The 21088-nt window shown below is 68.5% G+C and carries 24 protein-coding genes and 1 pseudogene; 7 read left to right on the top strand and 18 right to left on the bottom strand.

The window, feature by feature from the left end; translation table 11 throughout:
- Positions 1 to 44 precede the first annotated feature (44 nt).
- The 3 genes from C492_RS02725 to C492_RS02715 form a co-directional block, all read right to left on the bottom strand.
- Positions 45 to 380 carry a tRNA-binding domain-containing protein gene (locus C492_RS02725; RefSeq protein WP_008420288.1) on the bottom strand — a complete coding sequence of 112 codons (336 nt, stop codon included), beginning with the start codon at positions 378 to 380 and terminating at the stop codon, positions 45 to 47.
- Between the two features lie 65 nt (positions 381 to 445).
- A complete protein-coding gene (gene thiD / locus C492_RS02720) occupies positions 446 to 1747 on the bottom strand; it encodes a bifunctional hydroxymethylpyrimidine kinase/phosphomethylpyrimidine kinase (protein ID WP_049892642.1) in 1302 nt (433 codons plus the stop codon).
- Positions 1748 to 1800: 53 nt separating this feature from the next.
- Complete coding sequence (locus tag C492_RS02715) at positions 1801 to 2829, bottom strand: AIR synthase family protein (RefSeq protein ID WP_008420284.1); 1029 nt, start codon at positions 2827 to 2829, stop codon at positions 1801 to 1803.
- 129 nt (positions 2830 to 2958) lie between these two features.
- On the opposite strand from C492_RS02715, the gene C492_RS24085 reads away from it, so the two are divergent.
- Positions 2959 to 3120 carry a hypothetical protein gene (locus C492_RS24085; protein WP_008420282.1) on the top strand — a complete coding sequence of 54 codons (162 nt, stop codon included), beginning with the start codon at positions 2959 to 2961 and terminating at the stop codon, positions 3118 to 3120.
- Positions 3121 to 3143: 23 nt separating this feature from the next.
- Here C492_RS24085 and C492_RS22055 read toward each other — a convergent pair whose 3' ends face one another.
- Positions 3144 to 3452, bottom strand: a complete 309-nt coding sequence (locus C492_RS22055) for a hypothetical protein (RefSeq protein WP_239643374.1) — start codon at positions 3450 to 3452, stop codon at positions 3144 to 3146.
- Positions 3453 to 3618: 166 nt separating this feature from the next.
- Here C492_RS22055 and C492_RS02705 point away from each other — a divergent pair, with 166 nt between their 5' ends.
- The 3 genes from C492_RS02705 (at position 3619) to C492_RS02695 (ending at position 6324) form a co-directional block, all read left to right on the top strand.
- A complete protein-coding gene (locus C492_RS02705) occupies positions 3619 to 4482 on the top strand; it encodes a dihydrodipicolinate synthase family protein (protein WP_008420278.1) in 864 nt (287 codons plus the stop codon).
- Between the two features lie 85 nt (positions 4483 to 4567).
- A complete protein-coding gene (locus C492_RS02700) occupies positions 4568 to 5671 on the top strand; it encodes a putative sulfate/molybdate transporter (protein ID WP_008420276.1) in 1104 nt (367 codons plus the stop codon).
- A 170-nt stretch (positions 5672 to 5841) separates the two neighbouring features.
- Positions 5842 to 6324, top strand: coding sequence for a DUF7384 family protein (locus tag C492_RS02695; RefSeq protein WP_008420274.1), 483 nt, complete (start codon positions 5842 to 5844; stop codon positions 6322 to 6324).
- An 18-nt stretch (positions 6325 to 6342) separates the two neighbouring features.
- Here C492_RS02695 and C492_RS02690 read toward each other — a convergent pair whose 3' ends face one another.
- The 3 genes from C492_RS02690 to C492_RS02680 form a co-directional block, all read right to left on the bottom strand.
- Entirely contained in the window at positions 6343 to 6936 is a 594-nt protein-coding gene (locus C492_RS02690; protein WP_008420273.1) for an NADPH-dependent FMN reductase, read from the bottom strand.
- Between the two features lie 78 nt (positions 6937 to 7014).
- A complete protein-coding gene (locus C492_RS02685) occupies positions 7015 to 7671 on the bottom strand; it encodes a class I SAM-dependent methyltransferase (protein ID WP_008420271.1) in 657 nt (218 codons plus the stop codon).
- An 81-nt stretch (positions 7672 to 7752) separates the two neighbouring features.
- Entirely contained in the window at positions 7753 to 8298 is a 546-nt protein-coding gene (locus C492_RS02680; RefSeq protein WP_008420270.1) for an XTP/dITP diphosphatase, read from the bottom strand.
- A 121-nt stretch (positions 8299 to 8419) separates the two neighbouring features.
- Here C492_RS02680 and C492_RS02675 point away from each other — a divergent pair, with 121 nt between their 5' ends.
- Entirely contained in the window at positions 8420 to 9496 is a 1077-nt protein-coding gene (locus C492_RS02675) for a Gfo/Idh/MocA family protein (RefSeq protein WP_083898733.1), read from the top strand.
- Between the two features lie 15 nt (positions 9497 to 9511).
- Here the strand turns inward: C492_RS02675 and C492_RS02670 are convergent, their stop codons facing one another.
- The 10 genes from C492_RS02670 to uvrA form a co-directional block, all read right to left on the bottom strand.
- Positions 9512 to 10534 carry a hypothetical protein gene (locus C492_RS02670; RefSeq protein ID WP_008420268.1) on the bottom strand — a complete coding sequence of 341 codons (1023 nt, stop codon included), beginning with the start codon at positions 10532 to 10534 and terminating at the stop codon, positions 9512 to 9514.
- Positions 10527 to 10733, bottom strand: coding sequence for a DUF4177 domain-containing protein (locus tag C492_RS02665; protein WP_008420267.1), 207 nt, complete (start codon positions 10731 to 10733; stop codon positions 10527 to 10529). The genes C492_RS02670 and C492_RS02665 overlap by 8 nt, the downstream gene beginning before the upstream one ends.
- Before the next feature lie 68 nt (positions 10734 to 10801).
- Entirely contained in the window at positions 10802 to 11080 is a 279-nt protein-coding gene (locus C492_RS02660; protein WP_008420266.1) for a DUF5808 domain-containing protein, read from the bottom strand.
- Between the two features lie 95 nt (positions 11081 to 11175).
- Positions 11176 to 12831 (bottom strand): bifunctional N(6)-L-threonylcarbamoyladenine synthase/serine/threonine protein kinase, encoded by a 1656-nt coding sequence (locus C492_RS02655; protein ID WP_008420265.1) that lies wholly within the window; start codon positions 12829 to 12831, stop codon positions 11176 to 11178.
- 117 nt (positions 12832 to 12948) lie between these two features.
- The gene (locus C492_RS02650) at positions 12949 to 13083 is read right to left on the bottom strand and encodes a 30S ribosomal protein S27ae (protein ID WP_008420264.1); all 135 of its coding nucleotides are present in this window, start codon (positions 13081 to 13083) and stop codon (positions 12949 to 12951) included.
- A gap of 1 nt (position 13084) precedes the next feature.
- Entirely contained in the window at positions 13085 to 13402 is a 318-nt protein-coding gene (locus tag C492_RS02645) for a 30S ribosomal protein S24e (protein WP_008420263.1), read from the bottom strand.
- A 91-nt stretch (positions 13403 to 13493) separates the two neighbouring features.
- Complete coding sequence (locus C492_RS02640; RefSeq protein ID WP_008420261.1) at positions 13494 to 14537, bottom strand: WD40/YVTN/BNR-like repeat-containing protein; 1044 nt, start codon at positions 14535 to 14537, stop codon at positions 13494 to 13496.
- Between the two features lie 43 nt (positions 14538 to 14580).
- The gene (locus C492_RS02635; protein ID WP_008420260.1) at positions 14581 to 14775 is read right to left on the bottom strand and encodes a hypothetical protein; all 195 of its coding nucleotides are present in this window, start codon (positions 14773 to 14775) and stop codon (positions 14581 to 14583) included.
- Positions 14776 to 14880: 105 nt separating this feature from the next.
- Positions 14881 to 15276 (bottom strand): hypothetical protein, encoded by a 396-nt coding sequence (locus tag C492_RS02630; protein WP_008420259.1) that lies wholly within the window; start codon positions 15274 to 15276, stop codon positions 14881 to 14883.
- A 139-nt stretch (positions 15277 to 15415) separates the two neighbouring features.
- Complete coding sequence (gene uvrA / locus C492_RS02625) at positions 15416 to 18379, bottom strand: excinuclease ABC subunit UvrA (RefSeq protein WP_008420258.1); 2964 nt, start codon at positions 18377 to 18379, stop codon at positions 15416 to 15418.
- Between the two features lie 175 nt (positions 18380 to 18554).
- Here uvrA and C492_RS02620 point away from each other — a divergent pair, with 175 nt between their 5' ends.
- Positions 18555 to 19046, top strand: a complete 492-nt coding sequence (locus tag C492_RS02620; protein ID WP_008420257.1) for a hypothetical protein — start codon at positions 18555 to 18557, stop codon at positions 19044 to 19046.
- Positions 19047 to 19327: 281 nt separating this feature from the next.
- Here the strand turns inward: C492_RS02620 and C492_RS02615 are convergent.
- Positions 19328 to 20263 (bottom strand): annotated as a pseudogene (locus C492_RS02615) (RNA-guided endonuclease InsQ/TnpB family protein); the annotation flags it as partial.
- 75 nt (positions 20264 to 20338) lie between these two features.
- Between C492_RS02615 and C492_RS02610 the strand changes: the two are divergent.
- The coding region (locus C492_RS02610; RefSeq protein WP_083898734.1) for an IS5 family transposase at positions 20339 to 21088 on the top strand (750 nt) is incomplete at its 3' end.

Genomic DNA, 21088 nt, shown 5'->3' with positions numbered 1-21088 from the left:
TTTCTGCCGCGGGCGATCGCAGCGGTCCGGACCGTCCGCCGGACTCAGAACAACGGCCCGCCGAGCGGAACCGCCCGCTCGCGGTCGGGTTCGACGAGGACGGGATATCCTTTCTCGTCGGGAACGCCGACGGTCAGCACCTCCGACTCGAATCCCGCGATCCGGACCGATCCCAGGTTCGTCGCGCACAGCACCCGTCGGCCCTCGAGGTCGTCGGGCTCGTAGTGGTGATCCAGCTGCGCGGCCGACTGGCGCTGGCCGTCCCCGTCGCCGAGGTCGATCCACAGCTTGGTCATCTTCGACTTGTTCGCCTCGGGGAACGACTCGGCCTCGCGAACTTCGCCGACCCGGATCTCGACGTCGAACGGACTCTCGACCATACCGCGACGGCGGCTCGCGGTCGCATAGTTCTAGGGCCGACGGCAGTATCCGCCGCCCCGACTCGCTAGAGCCGATCGCACAGCTCGAGGGTTCGCTCGGCCAGCGTCTCGGCGTCCTCGGCGACGAGTGTCACCGTCGCTTCCCGTCCGACGTCGGCGGGGTCGACCACCGCGGCGGGCGGCGTCTCGCGGTCGGCGAAGACGTCTTCCGCCGAGCCGTTCTCGGCGACGGGCCAGTCCAGCTCCTCGAGCGCGTTCTCGACCTCGCCGTCGAACCGACAGTTCACCGCGAACCGCAGCTCCGGCGCGGACTCGCGGGCCGCCAGCAGGACGGCGGCGAGGTGCGTCGAGGCGCCGAAGCGAACCCCCCGGTTCGGCCGGACCCCCTCGAGCGTGCGCGCGATCCGGCCCTCGACGGCAGCCGTCTCGGCGACCGACTCCGCGTAGGGGGTCGCGCCGACGACGTTCATCCCGACCTCGGGGACGAGCCGGGAGACGTCGCGGTCGACGAGTCGGTCGACGATCCCCCGGACCGCCTCCGCGGTCGGCTCGCGGGCCGCCGCGTTCCGCAGGTCGACGGCGTGGTCGACCGCGCCCGGACCCTCGCCGACGTCGTAGTGGTACCGGACCGCCCGCTCGAGGAAGTCGGTCGCGCCCTCGACGGCCGACTCGAGGGTCTCCCCCGTCGCCAGCCGGGCGGCGATCGCCGCGGCCAGCGTACAGCCCGAGCCGTGGGTCGCCTCGGTGTCGACTCGCGGGTGGTCGAACGTCTCGACGCCGTCGGGCGTGACGAGTCTGTCCTGGACCGACTCGCCGGAGACGTGGCCGCCCTTGACGAGCACGGCGTCGACGCCGGTCTCGAGGATCGCCTCGCCGGCCTCGCGGGCGCTCGCTCCGTCGGTCACTTCGACTCCCGACAGCACTTCGGCCTCGTCGGCGTTCGGCGTCGCGAGCGTCGCCTCGGCGAGCAGGTCCGCGTAGGCGCGCTCGGCCTCGGCCTCGAGCAGTCGGTCGCCCGAGGTCGCGACCATCACGGGGTCGACGACCAGCGGGAACTCGAACTCGGGGGCGCGGTCGGCGACCAGTCGGACGATCCCGGTCGTCGCGAGCATCCCGGTCTTCGCCGCGCCGACCGCGAAATCGTCGACGACCGCGTCGATCTGGGCCTCGACCTCCGCGGGCGGGAGCGCGAACGAGGACTCGACCCCGCGGGTGTGCTGGGCGGTGACGGCGGTAATCGCCGACGTCCCGAAGACGCCGTGGGCGGTCATCGTCGCCAGGTCGGCCTGGATCCCGGCGCCGCCGCCGGAGTCGCTGCCCGCGATCGTCAGCGCCACGGGGCGGGAGTCGGGTGCTGGGGTTCTCATACCCGAGGCTATCGGACCGTTGTACTAAGCGGTAGTGGTCGGCGCGGCGATCGTCAGCGAGTGGCGCTCTCGGCCAGCCTCGCGTGGGCGTCCCAGGAGGGGTCGACCCGCGGGTGCTCGAGGATATCGCCGTCGACGACGACCGTTCCGCCCTCTCCCGGGTCCGCTTCGACCCGCCCGATCTCGGCGACGACGGTGCCCCGGTCCTCGAGCGCCCCGCGGACCGCGCCGACGCCGTCGGGGTCGACGGCGAGCAACAGCGAGCCGCAGCTGGTCGCCGCCCAGGGATCCATCTCGAGGTGCTCGCAGACCTCGGCGACCCCGGGACGCAGCGGGACGGCCTCGCGGTCGATCTCGAAGCGGACGCCGGCCCCCGCGGCCATCTCGTTCGCCGCCCCCGCGAGCCCGCCCTCGGTGACGTCGTGCATCGCCGTCACCGGACCCGCGGCGGCCGCCGTCAGCGCGTCTCGAACGCAGTAGACGTCCTCGAGTCGTTCCTGAGCGTCGGCGATCACGCCGTCGGGAAGCTCGAGCTGCTCGGGGAAGAGGGTGCTCAACAGGCCGACCGATTCGACGGCGGGCCCGGTGGTAAGCAGGAGACGATCCCCCGGCCGCGCGCCGTCGGGGCGGACGACCGCGTCGCGGTCGCCGACGCCCATCGCCGTCGCCGCGCCGACCCACGGGTGGGAGGGGTCGGCGTAGCGGGCGGTGTGGCCCGTCACGACCGCGACGCCCAGGTCCGCACACTCCTCGTGGATCGTCTCCCAGACGGTCGCGAACGCCCCGTCGTCCATCGCCTCGGGGAGCGTGAAACAGATCGAGAGGTGGGAAGGCGGGATTCCGCTGACGGCGACGTCAGCCAGGATCAGATCGAGCGCGAACCGGGCCGCGCGCTCGAGACCGAGCGCCGGGGGGATCGAGACGGGGTCGGTCGCCGTTACCAGCGCCCGCCCGCCGATCTCGAGGACGCCGAAGTCGACGCCGTGGCTCGGTCCCACGACGACGTCCTCGCGGTCGGCGCCGAGATTGGGGGCGATCCGCTCCTCGAAGAACTGCCGATCGATCTTGCCGAGTTCGCTCACGGCCGGAGGATTCGCTTGCGAGCCCTTAGCGATGCTGATCGACGGTGTCGCGTTCGGTCGCCGCGAGTCGCCGGAGAACTGACTGCCGCTGAACGGTACAGCTATCGGCCCTCGAGACGGTTCATCCGTATGGCCGACGAGACGAGCATGGGTCAGGGCATCGCCGTCGGGATCGGGATCGGAGTGGCGCTCGGCGTCGCGATGGACAATATCGGCGCCGGAATCGCGCTCGGCGTCGGAATCGGCGTCGCGATGGGCGCGGCCTGGAGCGACGACGGAGAACGGGAGTAGCGGTTTCGCGGCGGCTCTCGTCGTCACAGATCGCGGACGTAGATCGCCGTCGGGTACGTCTCGGTCCCGATCTCGAACGTCGAGCTGCCGTCCCGCTCGAATCCGCGCGCCTCGTAGAACCGCCGTCCCACCTCGTTTCCCGCCAGGGTCTCGAGACGCAGTCGCTCGATTTCCGCCGGCAGGGCCTCGATCCCTCGCTCGATTTCCGCCGGCAGGGCCTCGATCCCTCGCTCGAGCAACGCCGTGTCGATCCCCTCGCCCCAGCGGACGGAGCCGTGGGAGGACGGCCTCGGGAAGCAAGTCCGCGTCGGCCGCGCGCCATGCCGCGGCATTGATCCTGATGATCGCTCGCGCGTCGACCGATGCGTCCTCGAGGCGGCGCAGTTCCATACGCGCCGTCACCGTCGTCGGACAAAGTCGCTCGGGTGCCGTAGGGTGTGTCTCACCGTCGCTGCCTCAACCCGACGTTCCTTGACCCCGACCGTCGTACCGCGGCGCATGCACGGCACCGGCGTTCCCCTCGTTACGCCCTTCGCGGACGGCGCGATCGATCACGAACGGCTGCGCTCGCTCGTCGCGTGGCTCGAGCGCGCGGGCGTCGACTTCCTCGTCCCCTGCGGCTCGACGGGCGAGGGACCGTCGCTGACGACCGCCGAGCGCGCCGCGGTCGTCGAGACCGTCGCCGACGCGACCGACCTCCCGGTGCTCGCGGGCACCGGCCGGGAAGCCCTCGAGCCGACCCTCGAGACGACCGCGCTCGCCGCGGAGGCGGGCGCCGACGCGGCGCTGGTCGTGACGCCCTCCTACTACGGAGCCGACGACGCGGACCTCGCGGCCTACTACCGGGCGCTCGCGGACCGCTCGCCGCTCCCGGTCTACCTCTACAGCGTGCCCAAGTTCACGGGCCGCGCCCTCGCGCCCGAACTCGTCGCGGAGCTCGCGAGCCGCGAGAACGTCGCCGGAATCAAGGACTCGAGCGGGAGCCTCGGCTCGGTCCAACGGCTGGTTGAGCACACCGACGACGACTTCACCGTGCTGGTCGGCAGCGGCAGTATCTACGCGGCCGGGCTCGCGGCGGGAGCCGACGGCGGCGTACTGGCGGTCGCGAACGTCGTCCCCGAGCGCGCGAGTGCGGTCTTCGGGCTCGACCGCGCGGACCGCACCGACGCGGCCCGCGAGCGAAACGCGGCGTTCGTCGAGCTCAACCACGCCGTCACCGCCAGGTTCGGCGTTCCGGGCGTCAAGGCCGCCCTCGCGATGCGGGACCAGCCCGTCGGCCGTCCGCGGCGTCCGCTCCGCCCGCTCGAGCGCGAGGACGAGGCCGCCCTCGAGTCGCTGCTCGAACGGACGCTCGAGGCGTAACCGATACTGGTTTCACTCACGACTCGAGTGAACCGCGAGGAGTTACCGACAAGCATCAAGTCGTTCCCCGACTAATCCCGGGTAGATGGCGTACTCGATCGGTTCGGAAACCGAACGGGAGTTCGACTTCTCGGTCTCCGAACTGACGGGTGCGCTAGGAGATTCGGTTACGGTCCTCCCCCTGATCGTCGCGCTGGCCGCGACGACCAGCGTTTCGTTACCCCACGTCCTCGTCGCCTTTGGCGTCTTCCAGATCGTCTGGGGGGTGTACTACGGGATGCCGCTGTCGGTCGAGCCGATGAAGGCCCTGATCGGGCTGGCGATCGTCGGCTCCCTCTCGTATCCCGAACTCGCCGCAGCCGGGCTGCTCGCGGGGGTCGTCCTGCTCGCCGTCGGTCGGCTCGGGCTCGTCGGCCGCCTCCAGCGGGTCGTCGGCGAACCCGTCATCCGGGGCGTACAGTTCGCGGTCGCCCTGCTGTTGCTCGAGTCGGCCGTCGGCCTTTCCCTCGAGAGCCTTCCCGTCGCCGCGGCCGGGCTCGCCGTCGTCGGCGTCCTCGCCCTCGTCGGCTACCGCCAGTCCAGCGTGCTGGTCGTCCTGGCGCTCGGCGCCGTCGCGGCCGTCGCGACCGCGGGCGTTCCGACCCCGCGGCTCCCGGAGCTCGCGCTCTTTCCCGCCGGCGGGCCCGCGTTCACGACCGCGGCCCTCGAGGGTACGATCGCCCAGCTGGGGATGACGATCGGCAACGCGGCGATCGCGACCGCACTGCTCTGTGGCGACCTCTACGACCGCGACGTCCGGGCCGACGACCTCTCCCAGAGCATGGGCGTCACCTGCCTCGCCGCGATTCCGATCGGGGGCGTCCCGATGTGTCACGGCAGCGGCGGCCTCGCCGGCAAGTACGCCTTCGGCGCCCGCACCGGCGGGGCGAACGTCCTGCTCGGAATCGGCTACCTCGCGCTCGCACTGGTCGCCGCCGGCGCCGTCCTCGCCGCCTTTCCGCTGGCGCTGTTGGGGGTCTTGCTGGTCGTCGTCGCGCTCGAGCTGGGTCGCGCGGCCTTCGTTCCCGTCGAGGACGGACGGGCGCTCGCGCTGGTCGTCGGCGTCGGGATCGTCGGCCTGGCGGTCAACGTCGGCGTCGCGTTCGTCCTCGGGACGGTCGTCTTCCGGCTGCTCTCCCGCGGAGCGTGATCGGGCTCGCCTCGTCGACCGCGGACCGCAGGCGGTCGACCTTTCCGCTCGGCGTCCGAACGCCGACCCATGACCGCCAGCTGGGAGGCGCTGTTCGAGCGAGCCGGGGAGTACGACGTCGACCTCGAGGACGTCCGAGACGCGGCCGACGCGCGAGCGGAGGGCGAGGAATGAGCGAGCGCCGCGACGAGCCCGATCAGACCCGCGTGGTCGCCGACCCAGCGGTCCTCGCGGCCGACCTGTTGGTCGGCGGGGCGGCTCGCGAGGCGCTGGATCACGTCCGTCGCCACTCCTGGGTCGACCTCGTCGCGAGCGACGAGTTGCTCGCGGCGACCGAAGCGCTCGTCGCCGCGCTCGCGGACCCGGCACTCGCCGCGGCCCACCGGGAGCGCCTCGAGACCGACCGCGTCGCGGTCGACCAGCCCGAGGACGACCACCCCGCGCTGGCTTCCGCGTACCAGGGGGAGGCCGCCCACCTCCTCTCGTACGACGAGCGGCTGAACTCCGCGAAGGCGGGGCTCTCGCTTCAGCCCCGCGTCTCGGTCAGCGTCCGGCCCCCGGACGCGTTCGCGACCCTGTTCGACCCCGAGAGCCTCTACGAGGCGACCGTCGGCGGCGACTACCCGGGACCGGACCGGGACCCTCGAGCGTAAGGGAACGCCGAACCGCCGTCAGTCGGGGCTCTCCTCGGCGCCGACGTTCTCCCGGCTCTCGAAGGAGGCGGGATCGGGTTCGATGTTCGCGAACTGAACCGCACGTACGCCCAGGGTTTCGACGCGCTCGCGGAGGTCCTCGTCGACCAGCTCGCGGCCCTCGAACCGCCGGTGGGCGTTCGGCACCGCGGCCTGGTGGGGCAACACCCAGGCGTCGAGGGCCCGACAGACCACCCGCAGGTGATCGAGCGCGCCCACCGGGAAGCTGCCCCCCGAGACGGCCAGCAGGCCGACGGTCTTGTTCTCGAACTCGTCGAACCCGCAGTAGTCGAGCGCGGTCTTCAGCACCGAGGAGTACGACCCGTGGTACATCGGCGTCCCCAGGAGGACCGAGTCAGCCTCCCGAATCCGGCGCGCGAGCTCCGGGGCGTCGCCGGCCTCGTCGTCGTCGGCGTCGAACAGCGGGAGCTCGAGCTCCCGGAGGTCGATCAGTTCTGCGCTCGCGCCGCTCGCCTCGGCCGCGTCCAGGGCGTGTCGCAGCGCCGGCCGGGTGTAGCTTCCCTCGCGGAGGCTCCCGACGACGCCGACGACGTGAACCGTCTCGTCGGTCATGCGGTGGCGTTCGTCGGGACGGAATAAAAGGCTCCGCTCGCGCGCCGGTGTCGCTCGAGCGTTTCGACGGCGCCCGGCTCACCGGGGCGAGGACTCGAGGCGGGCGTCGAAGACCGTCCACGGGCGTTCGGGATCCTCCTCCTCGTCCCCGCCGGCCCCGTCGAGCTCCTCGGGGACGTTCCACCGGTCGACGATCTCGAAGCCGGCGCTCCGAAGTCCGTCCGCCGTCGCCGCCGCGCCGGCGAGGTCCCACTCCATCCCGACGCCGCTGTCGAGCCAGTTCGGGTTCGTCCCGCGCCACTCGTCGGTCCCCTCGCACACCAGCGCTCGCCCCCCGGGTTTCAGGACGCGCGCGAACTCGTCGAGGACCGCCGACTGGTCGCCCGTCGGCACGTGGATCAGCGACCAGTAGGCGACCGCGGCGTCGAACGTCGACCGATCGAACGGCAGCGACGTCATCTCCCCCTGGACGAGCGCGGCGTCGGCTTCGCTGTCCGCCGCGAGCGCCAGCTGCGCGCGCGAGAAGTCGAGCCCGACGGCGGTCGTCGACTCGCCCAGCCGCTCGAGGACGGGCGTCCCCTGTCCGCAGCCCGCGTCGAGAACGCGACTCGAGGCGGGCAGCGACTCGAGAAACCGCGCGAGGAGCTCGGTCGCGCGGCCGTCCTCGGATCGGCTCGCGGCGTACGTCTCGGCGAGTTCGTCGTACGATCTGCGAACGGCGTCTCTCTCGAGCATCCGTACACCCTATCGGATCCGTCGCCGTTCAACCTTTGCACGGGACGGGATCGGTTCCGGCGGACGTCTCCGCCGGCGCCGCTACCGGCCGGCGTACCAGTCCGCGAACTCGGCGAGCGCCCGGCCGCGGTGGGAGATGGCGTTTTTCTCCTCGGTGTCCATCTCCGCGAACGTCCGTCCGTTGTACTCGAAGATGGGGTCGTAGCCGAACCCGCCCTCGCCGCGGGGCGCGACGAGGGTGCCCGCGACCGACCCCTCGAAGGTCTCCGTCCGCTCCCCGTCGGCGTAGGCCAGCACCGTCCGAAACCGCGCCCGCGTGCTCTGCTCCTCGCTGGCGAGCCGCCAGACGCGTTCGATCCCGAGGGTGTCCTCGACGTACGCGGAGTACGGCCCCGGAAACCCCTCGAGCGCGTCGACGAACAGCCCGGTGTCGTCGACCAGCACCGGTTCCTCGCTGCCAAGCGCCGCGTAGGCCTCCTCGGCCCCGCGGACGACGATCTCCTCGAGCGAGTCGCTTTGTAGCTCCGCGTAGTCGTAGGCGACCTGCTCGACGGTGTCGATCCCCTCGAGGTAGTCCTGGGCCTCCGCGACTTTCCCCGCGTTGCTCGTGACGAACCGAACGGTCATACTGGAACCCGTGTCCACCGACGCCAAAGCGTCGTCGGTTGCGCTCCGCCGTCGAGGCCTCCGCGCCGACCGGCTCGCCGCCACAGCAACACTTTCGTCGGTGTACTGATTTACTCGGAGTGTGAGTAATACTGACACCGTCCGGCTCGGCGTAGTCGGACTCGGATTCATGGGACAGACCCACGCGACTAACGCCGAAACCCTCGGCCACGAGGTCGTCGCGGGCGCCGACCTCGTCGCTTCGACCCGCGAGGAGTTCGCCGAAACCTACGGCGCGGCGACCTACGAGGCCTTCGAGGAGATGTACGACGGCGAGAACCTCGACGCAGTCGCGGTCTCGACGCCCAACGCCTTCCACGAGGAGGCGGTCGTCGCCGCCCTCGAGCGCGGCTACGACGTCCTCTGCGAGAAGCCGCTCGCGAACGACCTCGAGAGCGCCGAGCGCATCGCCGACGCGGCCGCGGAGTCGGACGGGTTCTGCATGGTCAACTTCCACAACCGCGTCTCGACCGCGACGGAGGTGTTCAAGGACCGCCAGGCCGAGGGCTTCTTCGGAGACGTGACCCACGTCGACGCGAACTACGTCCGGCGACGGGGCATCCCCGGCGTCGGCTCCTGGTTCACGAACCGCGAACTCTCGGGTGGCGGCGCCGTCGTCGACATCGGCGTCCACGCGATCGACTACGCGCTGTACCTGATGGGCTACCCCGAGGTCGAGGAAGTGTTCGCGGTCACCCGCACGGAGTTCGGCCACCGCGAGGACTACGTCGATCCGGGCGACTGGTACGACGAGACCGACGAAGCGGTGTTCGACGTCGAGGACTCGGCGACCGCGATGATCCGGTGTGCGGACGATCGGACGATCTCGCTCGAGGTCACGTGGGCGGCCAACCAGGCCGAGACGAACGACTTCGTCGTCCGCGGCACCGAGGCGGGGGCGAAACTCGAACTCGGCGGCGAGGAACTGACGTTGTACGAGGCGGGCACGCAGGGCACCGACCACCTGGTCGACTCCACGCTGACGGGCGGTTCGCTCGACCGCACGGGCTGGGAGGGCAGCGACGAGCGGTTCCTCGAGGCCGTGCTCTCGGGCGAGACGCCGGCGCTGAACACGGCCGAACACGGGCTGACGGTCCAGCGCGTGATCGACGCGATCTACCGGTCGGCCGAGAAGGGAACGTCGGTGTCGCTCGAGTAGTCCGCGGGCGACTCGCTAGCGCTGAGAGTCCCGCAAGATCAGCGGCCCGATCGCGAGGGTGCGTTTCGCGGCCGTCGCGATCCGCAGGATGTAGGAGGTCAGCAGGAAGAACGGAACCAGCGTCATCGTGAAGGTGATCGCGACGAGCCAGAGCAGCGCCTCGACCCCGAGGATCCTCCCGGTGATCGTCGTCGCGTCGACGAACGCCATCATCATCCCCGAGACCAGCAACGCGGGGATCGCGGCGTAGAGGATGTACCGCGAGAGGTTGATCAGCTCCCACTGGAAGTACAGCGTCTTGATGTGCTCGCGGGCGGGCCCGAACATCGAGAAGGCGGTCCGGAGCTCCTCGAGGGCGGCGCGTTGCTCCTCGTCGATGTCATCCTCGTAGTCGGCGACCAGCCGCTCGATCTGGAAGATGTTCCAGGAGTAGTTGTAGTCCATCGAGGCGTGGACGACGTCGAAGGTGCCGAACGTCGCGCCGTCGAGTTCCTCGCGGACGGTCTCGGCGTTGCCGGTGATGCTGTCGACGAACTCCTTGACCTCGTCTTTGAGGTCCCGGTTGTCCGCGGATTCGATGCGCTCCTCGAGGGTCTCGGCGCGGCCCTGCGTGGCGTCGATGATCTCCCTGAGGAACGCGGAGGGGTCCGCGGGCGCCGGCTTGTCGGTCAACTCCTTGATGTAGTCCCGAAAGTCCATCGTCTCGCTCATCCGGGCGCGCTGCTCGCCGAGGGGGCCGTTCTCCTGGGAGATGATCAGCTGACTGATGGTGACGACGAGCGTGACGCCGGTGATCAGCGCGCCGATCATCTGCGCGTACAGCGACTCGATCACGGCCCGGTCCTGCAGCATGTCCGCCAGCGTCGGATCCAGCAGACTTCCGAGCATGAACAGCCCGAAGAACGTCCCCGCGAGGACGCCCGTGATGACCTGCCGGTTCGCCCCGATGAGCAGCCAGAGCTTGATCCGACTCTCGTCGGCCCGCTTGCGCATCGTGTCCGCGGTGCTGATCTGATCCTCGTCCGCGTTCTCACTCATCCGGGTCACCGTCCGTCGGTCGCTTGAAGACGAGGAACTTGGTGCCGCCTCCGGTGTACTCGATCGTCTCGACGAGCTCCCACCCGTCCCGACCGAGGTCGTTCAGTAGCTCCTTCGGATCGGCCGCCTCCCGCATCGTCGCCTCTCGTGGCGGACGAACCGTCTCGTACTCCCAGACGGTACCGCTGTCCGTTGCCATACGCTCGTATATCGGAGATCCGCTGAAAAAGCGTTCGCGTTGCTACCACGTGGTAGCGAGGCGCGCGATTACTCGTCGTCGACGATGACTTCGACGGGCTCGTCCTCGGTGCCGTCGGATCCCTCGGTCTTGCCCTGCTCTTGTTGCCAGAGGAGCGCGCCGGCGACGGCCACGACGATCCACGAGCGCCAGTTCGCGAGGTTCAGCGTGTAGCCGACGCCGAACGGCTTCTCGACGAGCATCCCCTCGCCGGGCTGCCAGTACGCCGAGAGCATCCGACCCATGCTCGGCCGATCGAAGTTGTACGGTACGCCGAAAACCTCTCCGGAGGTTGGCTTGTCTGCCATGCGCGACCGAACGTCGTCCACGATTAAGAGTATTGTGTGCGGACGTTCGAGAAACCGGGCGCCGGCGCGGCCTCGACGGGCTCGCTCGAGGCGGATCACGAACCGCCGACGTACCGACCCCGCCCCTCGACGTCCTCGAGGCGCTCGAGGACCCGCGCTTCGCCGACCTCGCGGTACCCCTCGCGCAGGGCCGCCCGCAGGGGTTCGGGGTCGTCGGCGGTGCCGACGAGACTCTGGTCGAAGACGTGCAGGTCCATCGCGTAGTCCTCGACGTGGTCGGTGTGGTAGCCGAGTCCGAAGTCGATGAGGGACGCGCGGTCGGTCCCGCCCCGACCGCGGCCCCCGTCCGCTCGTCCGACCCGCACGTTTCGGGTCGTCGGATCGCCGTGGACGAACCCCGCCAGGTGGAGCCGCGCGAGGTGGCCCGCGACCTCGCGAACTCGCTCGGGCGACAGCGCGGTCCGCAGGTCCTCGCGACCGACGTACTCGACCTCGAGGCGAGCCTCGCGTCCGTCGACGTCCGAGAGCACCGGGGTCGGCACCCCTTCCCGTCGGGCCAGACTCGTCAGGCGGGCCTCGATTCGGGTCCGTTCCCGCCGGAGCCGCTCGTCGAGCTCGGGGTGGCGGTAGGCCTTGGACTCGCGGCGTTTCGTCACCGTTCCGGCCTCGGGCTCGAGGTCGACGATCGCCTCGGCGCCTCGAACGCTGCCCTCTTCGCGGCCGAGCGCCAGGTCGGACTCGTCCTGCGGGCGCCACGTAACCGGCACCTGATCGGGTCGGAAGTCCGGGTCAACCCGCGACGCTTCGATCGCCAGGGTGTCGCCGGCGTCGTACATCTTCGCGCCGAGCACGGCGATCATCCCCGCGTTGTCCCGCAAGAACCGGGGCTCTGGCGCGTGAAATTCGGCCCCGCGCTGGTCGCACATCTCCGCGAGCATCTCCCGGAGGCGGGCGTTCTGGCCGACGCCCCCGCCGAGTACGAGTTCGTCGCTGCCCGTCAGCGACAGCGCGCGCTCGGAGACCTCGGCCAGCATGGCGAAGACGTTCTCCTGGAGCGAGTAACAGACGTCCTCGACGGGAATCCCGTCGTCGGAGGCCTGCTTCGCGGCGCTCATGATCCCCGAAAAGGAGAAGTCCATCCCCTTGACCACGTAGGGGAGGTCGACGTACTCGCCGTCCTCGGCGGCGGCCTCGACCTTCGGCCCACCCGGATGGGACCAGCCGACGTGGCGGGTGAACTTGTCGATCGCGTTGCCGACGCCGGTGTCCATCGTCTCGCCCAGCACGCGGTAACGACCGTTCCGGTACGCGAGCAAGTGGGCGTTGGCCCCGCTGGCGTTCAGACAGACCGGCGACGAAAAGCCGGAGGTGTGCCGGCCGATCTCGAGGTGAGCGACCATGTGGTTGACTCCGACAAGCGGCACGTCCAGCGACTGGGCCAGCGCCCGCGCGGCGGTGCCGACGATCCGCAGACAGGGACCGAGCCCGGGGCCCCGAGAGAAGGCGACGCAGTCGACGGGCGGCTCGTCGGCCGCGTCGCGGCGCTCCCGGGCCCGCTCGAGGACCGTCTCGACGACGCGGGGGATCGCGTCGTGCATGTGTTCGGCGGCCTCCCGCGGGTGGATGCCGCCGCTGTCGGGCTGGTAGGCGTCGCTCTCGATGACGACCTCGTCGGTCGCCGCGTCGTAGACGGCCGCGCTTGCGGCCCAGGCGGTGCCCTCGATGCCGAGGACGCGGGTGTGAGAACTCACGGCTTGTGATCGGTGTCAGTTCGAACGCGGTGTCGGAGAACGAGCGAGCGAGACGTCCCGCTTACGGCCGTCGGCCGTTCGCGCGTTCCGGTGCTCCTCGCTTCGCTCGAGCCCTCCTTACTCCCACTCGGTGTACCCGCACTTCCCGCAGTGGAGTCGGTCGCCGTGGTCCGCGAGGAAGCTGTCGCCACAGCGGGGACACTGCTCGCGCTCGATGGTGCCGTCCTCGTCGTAGAGTTCGTGGCGGGCCATCTTATGCCTCCTCCGCTTCGGCTTCGGCGTCGGCCTCGTCGGCGCCGATCTTGTTGCGCTCGAGCATGTGCTCTTGCTCGACGTCACGGGCGTGGTCGGCCGTCTCGTAGACCTTGGCCTGGCCGACGGTCTTTCGCATCCCGAACTTCGTGTCGAGCTTGCGGACGACGACCTCGTCGGCGTCCTTGTTCATCTTCGCCGCGAGGCTGTCCCGAACCTGCAGGCGCTCGGGAGTGGCGTCCTCGTGGAACAGCTCGAAGGTCACGTCCGTTCGGTGCAACATGGGGTTTTCCTCCTCGGAAATGATGTCGACGTCCATGATATCACTCAGTTACGCTAGTATCCCCGTGTAGCGCCTAAAAGGATTTCGAAGCGACCGATGCTCGCCGCCGGCGCCTCGAGTCCGGGAACTACCCCTCGAGGACCGCCAGTCCTCGCGGCGCCTGCGCCTCGAACCCGTCGGCCCAGTCGACACCGATCCGTTCCCAGGCGTCGCCGAAACTCCGGGTCCGGAACAGTCCGCGGTTGTTCGCGGCGTAGACGACTCCGGGCTCGGCCCCGGCGGCGAGGTCCGCCCGGACGACGCCCTCGCCAGTCGGGAGGCCGACGTCCTCGAGTCGCTCCCACGGCTCCGCGTCCGACTTTCGGTACACGTACGCTTCCGCCGAACTCGCCGTGTGGGCCGAGCGGGGGCCGCTGGCGCTCGAGACAAGCACCGCGTCGGGGTCGCCCGGATCGGGCGCGACGCTCCAGCAGTACCGGTGTGCGAGCCCCTCCTGGGGGTGGTCCCAGGACTCGCCCCCGTCGGTCGACCGGGCGAAGCCGTCGCCCGCGGCCGAGTAGACCAGTCCCTCCCGGTCCGGGTGGGTCGCTAGGCTGTGGTTGTCCCGGCGCGATCCCTCGGGCCGGTCCCGCCAGCTCCCGCCGCCGTCGGTGCTCAGGACGAACGCCCCGGCCTCGATCCCGACGTAGAGTCGATCCGGATCGAACGGGTCGACCTCGAGCCAGCGGACGTGGTGGGTGTGCGGTCTGGGCGGGAAAAACCAGCTCTCGGCCGAGGGGAGATCGGTCAGCCCCTCGAGGTGGGTCCAGGAGTCGCCGCCGTCGTGCGAGCGGTAGATTCGACTGGGCTCGGTCCCGGCGTAGATCGCGTCGGGATCGTGGGGACTGATCGTCACCGCCGTGACGGCGTCGCTCTCGAGGTTCTCGGCGCCGCCGTACCCCGACTCGCGCTCGGGGACGAACTCGGTCTCGAGCGATTCGAACGAGTCGCCGCCGTCCGTCGAACGGTGGAGCCCGCTCTCGAAGGTGCCGACGAACACCCGCTCTGGCGCGTCCGGTGAGGCGGCGAGGCATTCGAGGTCGTACCCCTCGAGGGCGGCCGTCGTCGTCCACTCCTCGCCGTCCTCGCAGACGAGCAGCCGATCGCGCAACGCGACGTAGACGGTCGTCATACCCGAACGGAGGCGCTCGAGGCGCAGAAAGGTTCGCCCGGAACTACGCGAGCAGCCAGTACGCGGCAAGCCCGAGTCCGGCGAGGACGACCGAGAGCGCGACCAGCACGCCGTACTTGATCGCGACGGCGCGTCTGTAGTGGCGCTCGCAGACGGCGACGTTCTCGTGGCTCCTGAACGTCATCGTTCGCTCGGCCGCGCGCGGACAGTCGCGCATCCGGCAGTCGTCGGATCCCATACGCCCGCTCGAGTCGCGGCGAGCAAATCCGTTCCGTTCTATCGGCTCCGGCGCGATCGCGGCCCACTCTGCGGTTGCGCCGGGAAATCGGTGCAGTAGACCGACTCACTCGACCGCGAACGTCTCCGCGGAGATGCCGACCCCGCCCAGCCAGCACTCGAGGGCGAGCAGGACGAGCGCGAGCCCGACGACCAGCATGACGAGGCCGTTGAGCAGGGTCCAGCCGCCGGCGCCGGCGAGCAACTGGGTGAACCCCAGCGTCGTCGCACCCAGCGCGAGCACCGCCAGGCCGACGGCGCCGATCCGGGGCCAGCCGACGCTCCCGAGCCGTTCGCGGACGCCGGCGACGATCAGCAGGCCGCCACCGACGGCGAGCCAGCCGAACAGCGCCGCCGTCACGGGCGTCGTCCCCGCGAGGACGACGATCCCGACCGCGAGGACGAGCGTAACGACGCCGACGCCGAGAAAGCCCCGTCGGAGGCGGTCCTTTCGGTCGCTCATTCGTCCGCGAGAGTAGGAGGATCGGGCTGGTAACGGTTCCGATCGCGCACCGCCCGTCTCGTACGGGCTACTGTGAGTCATTGCCGGTACAACCGCGACCGCCCTGGTTGCACCGGAAAATTCGTTACAGCAAACCGTCTCAGTCGTCGTCCATCGGCGCCGTCACGGGCTCGACGCGCTCGCCGCGGGGACCCTCGAGGTCGACCTTCGGGAGCAGGTCCCGCAGGTAGCGACCGGTGTGGGAGTCCTCGAGGCGGGCGATCTCCTCGGGAGTACCGGTGGCGACGACCCCGCCGCCGTGCTCGCCGCCCTCGGGACCGAGGTCGATCACGTGGTCGGCGTTTTTCACGAGGTCGAGTTCGTGCTCGATGACGACGACGGTGTTGCCCTCGTCGGTCAGGCGGTGGAGCACGTCGATCAGCTTGCGCTCGTCCTCGCTGTGGAGCCCGGTGGTGGGCTCGTCGAGCAGGTACAGCGTCTCGCCGGTGTCTTTCTTGCCGAGTTCTTCGGCGAGTTTGATCCGCTGGGCCTCGCCACCGGAAAGGGTGGTCGAGGGCTGGCCCAGGGTCATGTAGCCCAGCCCGACGTCTTTCAGCAGCTGGAGGCGACGGCGGATCTGGCTCGAGGACTCGAAGAAGTCGTAGGCCTCCTCGACCTCCATCTCCAGTACGTCGGCGATCGTCTTCCCCTTGTAGGTGACGTCGAGCGTGGCGTCGTTGTAGCGGGCGCCCTCGCACTCCTCGCAGGGGACGTACACGTCCGAGAGGAAGTTCATCTCGATCTTCACCGTTCCCTGGCCGCCGCACTCCTCGCAGCGCCCGCCCTTGACGTTGAACGAGAACCGCCCCTTCTCGTAGCCCCGTTGCTTGGCGAGTTTCGTCTGGGCGAACAGCTCGCGGACGTAGTCGAAGACCCCGGTGTAGGTCGCGGGGTTCGAGCGCGGCGTGCGGCCGATCGGGGACTGGTCGATCAGCCGCACCGTCTCGATCTCCTCGAGTCCCTCGAGATCGTCGTGGTCGCCCGGAATCACCGAGGTGTTGTCGTTCATCTGCCGAGCGAGCCCCTTGTACAGCACGTCGTGCATCAGCGTGGACTTTCCGGAGCCGGAGACGCCCGTGATCGCGGTGAAGTTTCCGAGCGGAAGGTCGACGTCCAGATCGTCGAGGTTGTGCTGGCGGGCCCCGCGGATCGTCAACGCGCCGTCGGGGTCGCGGCGCTCGTCGGGCACCGGGATCTGCCGGCGTCCGGAGAGGTAGTCGCCGGTGATCGACTCCTCGCAGGCCTTCAGCTCGTCGACGGAGCCGTTGACGACGACGTCGCCGCCGCGTTTCCCGGGGCCGGGCCCCATGTCGATGACGTTGTCCGCGCGCCGCATCGTCTCCTCGTCGTGTTCGACGACCAGCAGGGTGTTGCCCAGGTCGCGCAGCTCCTCTAAGGTGTCGAGCAGGCGGTCGTTGTCCCGCTGGTGGAGCCCGATCGAGGGCTCGTCCAGCACGTACAACACCCCGACGAGACCGGAGCCGATCTGGGTCGCCAGTCGAATGCGCTGGCTCTCGCCGCCCGACAGCGTGGCGGCCTCGCGGTCGAGCGTGAGGTACTCGAGGCCGACCTCGCACATGAACCCGAGTCGGGCGCGGATCTCCTTTAAGATCTCCTCGGCGATCACGCGCTCGCGCTCGGTGAGGTCGGCCTCCATCGCCTCGAAGTGATCCCGGGCGTCGCCGATGCTCATCGCGTTGATCTCGGTGATCGCGGTGCCGTCGACCAACACGGCTCGCGAGGCGGGCTTCAGGCGGGTGCCGTCGCAGGCCGGACACTCCGTGGCCGACATGTAGTCCTCGATGTGCTCTCTGGTCGAGTCCGAGTCGGTCTCGAGGTAGCGTCGCTCGAGGTTCGGGATGACGCCCTCGAAGCGTTTCTTCTTGCGCCGCGTGCCGTTTTTCGTTCGGCGCTTGAACAGCACCTGTCCGCTCGTGCCGTAGAGGAAGGCCTGCTGGATCTCCTCGTCGAGGTCCTCGAACGGCGTCGACAGCGAGACGTCGAAGTGGTCGGCGACCGCGTCGAGCCGCGTCTGGTAGTACGAGCGGTTGTAGCTCCAGGCCTCGAAGACGTGCTTGAGCGGTTTCGACTCGTCCTGGACGACCAGGTCCTCGTCGATCTCCTTGGTCTCGCCTAGGCCCTCGCACTCGGGGCAGGCGCCGTGGGGCGAGTTAAAGGAGAACGAACGGGTCTCGATCTCGGGGACGTCGATCCCGCAGTGGGTGCAGGCGAGGTCCTTCGAGAACTCGACGACGAAGCGGTCGTCGTCCTCGCTGTCGTCGCCGAGCGCGCCGGTCTGGCGGCTCTCCGCGCCGAGTTCGGCGGCGACCTCCTCGGGGGCGTCCGGCAGGATCACCTTCAGGACGCCCTCGGCCTCCTCGAGTGCGGTCTCGACGCTGTCGATGATCCGCGGTCGCGCCTCGGTGCTCACTTTCACGCGGTCGACGATCACGTCGATCGTGTGGTCGAAGTTCTCGCCTAGGTCGGGTTTCTCGAGCGTGAGGTCGTGTTCCTCGCCGTCGACCTCGACGCGGGCGTACCCCTCCGACACGAGTTCGTCGAACAGGTCCTCGAAGGCGCCTTTCTGGTCGCGAACGACGGGCGCCGCGAGCTTCGCTTTCGTCCCCTCGGGGAGCTCGAGGATGCGCTCGACCATGTTCTGGGCCGACTGCTCGCCGACCTCCCGACCGCACTCGGGACAGTGGGGAGTACCGACGCGAGCGTAGAGCAGACGCAGATAGTCGTGGAGTTCCGTGACGGTTCCGACCGTCGAACGGGGGTTGTTCGCGGCGTTCTTCTGGTCGATCGAGATCGCCGGGGAGAGTCCCTCGACGGTCTCGACCTGCGGTTTGTCCATCTGGCCCAGGAAGTTCCGGGCGTACGCCGAGAGACTCTCGATGTACCGGCGCTGGCCCTCGGCGTAGACGGTCTCGAACGCCAGCGAGGACTTCCCCGAGCCCGAGAGCCCGGTGACGACGGTGAACTCCTCGCGGGGGATCGTGACGTCGAGGTCCTCGAGGTTGTGCTCCTCGGCCCCGCGGACCTCGATCGTGTCCCGACTCATGGCTCCCTCCGGAGACGGGCGCGAAACGGCGATCGAGCTGACGGTCGATTCATTATACCCGAGTCAGGTGTCGGAGCAACTTAACCCGTCTGAAAGCCAAACCGGGAGTGATGTGGTACCGCTTTGCACGTCCGCGAGCCGAACAGACTTCGGTCGGAAGCACCATTGCCTCGGTATGAGCGACGACACCGGAGCGGCCCCGGCGGTCTCGGAGTACGTCGAGTACTGCCACACGCAGGCCGGCCTGCTGTCTGGTCGCGTCGAGACGATGACCGACGAGGCCAACGAACTGCTCGACGAGATCGACGTGCGGCTGGCCGAGCTGCGCTCGGAGCTCGAGGCCCGGTCGGGCGACACTCCGCGGACCGAGCGTCCGCCGTCGGCGACCGGACCGGGCGACGGACTCGAGGTCGACGACCTCGAGGCCGCGGGGAAAGACCTCGAGGAGAAACAGGCGCTGGTCGACGCCAAGCAGGCCCGCATCCAGGCGTTTCAGGAGCTGTCGGCCGGGTACGCCGAGCTGGCCGCCGACCTCCAGACCGACGTCGACGACGCCGAAGAGGCGCTGACTCGAGTCGTCGAGTTCGAGGCCGACGCCGACGCCCCGGCGTACTTCGAGGACAGGCAGACGCTGTGCGAGGCCGCCCTGGAGGCCGACGAGGAGTAGCCCGACGACTATTTCACTCGAGCGCCCGAACGCCCGCGTATGTCGCCGACGACCCACAGGTGCACCTGTGGCGCGACGCTGCGGTTCAGGCAGGACATGATCGAGGACCGAAGCGGGGTGCGCCGGAGCTGGCGGTGCAAGGACTGCAACACTCCGGTCCCGAACGTCGTCGCCGAGCGTCTCAGCCACCAGCATCCGTCGTAAACTACCCCTCCCTACTTCACTCACCGCACACGCGGCTCGCTCGTTGAGGGTGGGGCTTTGATGTGGACTCCCGGCGATCAACTGTCAGCGGTTGGCCGATAGCCGTCGCCGTTCAACATCCCACCATTAACACGCACGTCTACTGGTGCGTCTGCGCCCCCCGACGTGGGCGAGGAACGCAGTCTGTGCTGTCGCTTCCGCATGTACCGCAGTCCGACGTTTTTCGCGCCGTTGTAGTCCGCGTTGATTTCATACCCACACTTTAAACACTGGAACTGCTCGCCGTCACGGTTGTCTTCGTGGGTAAAGCCACAGTCGGTGTGCGAACACCGCTGGCTCGTATGATCTGGTTCAACCTGTTCAACCGCCACACCCCGGTCTGGTGCCTTGTACTCAACATATTCGACGAGACGGCGGAACGCCCAGATATGATGCCAGTCAGCATATGGCAATCGTTCCCGAACATCCGTCAACTCCTCAAACACGATTACATCGCAGTCATGGTCAACTGCTTCGTCAACGATCTCGTTGACGACCGTGTGGATGTACTGTTTTCGCCACGCCCGCTCACGCTTTCCAAGTCGAAGCAAGGCGTTGTGAGCGGCTTGTGTGCCCCGCTGTTGCATCTCTGCCCGACGTTTCTCGAACTCTCGAATCCAGTGGTCGTACTCGTCACCGCTCCAGAACGTGCCCGTGCTGGCGACGGCGAGACTGTTCACACCGAGGTCGATACCGAGGACTGTCTGGTGCTCGGTATCGTCCGACCCCTCGATTTCAACAGCGTCACCATCCTCGTTTACCTTCCGCGTTTTGACGTGGCAGGAGAACTCGCCGGTGGCTTGGTCGTACTGGAGTGTACTCGTCCGAAACTCGTAGTCTTCCGAAAGGACGTACTCCTCGTACGGAGATGGACTGTCTGCTGGCAACTCAAAGTCACACTCGACTCGTCCGTTCACTGTCGAGAGTGAGATTTTGTTTCGGTAGAACGTGGCACTGCGCTTGTCGTACACCGGCTGTGTTGAATCACTAGACGGCGTCGGGATAGGCCGGTAAATCAAAGGAGTTGAAGCGGGAGGCTTCCGTTGTCCATGACGCAAATNGAGCGTTGCGTCTCGATAGCACAAAGTGTTACGGGTGAGAGAGGCGAATCCGCCGCCCCAAGCGGTGGCGGCGGATTCGCCGACTATGCTCTCGTTTCGCTGCATTGTCTCCGGATTTATCTCGATACCTCTTATCGGATGACGATCGATTTGCTGAAGGAAATGCCACAAATAGCAGGGGAGATCGGCCTCGAAGCGGCCGATCTCCCCGTTCCCTCCACGCTGTGTAAGGCATTTGACCGGATCAAAATGAATGTCTGTCGCGTGCTGCTGCGCCAGTCGGCGCAGCTGCACGCTCTCTCTGAACACGCTGCGATCGACGCAACGTTCTATGAACGAGATCGTGCGAGCCGCCATTATTGCCAGCGAACGAATTATCACGTTCAGACGCTCAAGGTGACAAAACTCGTCGATACAGCAACGCAAGCTGTGCTTGATCTTCACTGCTCAACGACGTTAGAAGGCAGCGATGCGGATCTTTGTGAGCAGATCGCCCGCAGGAACGCGGGCGATCTGCGGTCTCTCGCCGCTGATAAGGGCTATGACAAGCAACAACTCCGCGAACGGCTCCGTGGACTCGATATTCGCCCGCTGATCAAACATCGGATCTTCGCTCCGTACGATCACGCACACAACGCCCGTATTGATGAAGATCTGTACGCTCAGAGGTCAATGACCGAAACCGTCAACTCTGCCGTCAAGCGCTCGCTCGGCTACGCCGTGCGAGCGCGTACCTGG

Source organism: Natronococcus jeotgali DSM 18795 (assembly GCF_000337695.1).
Lineage (GTDB): Archaea > Halobacteriota > Halobacteria > Halobacteriales > Natrialbaceae > Natronococcus > Natronococcus jeotgali.
Note: the sequence above shows the minus strand (reverse complement) of the source record. Positions and strands in the feature narration are given on the sequence as shown.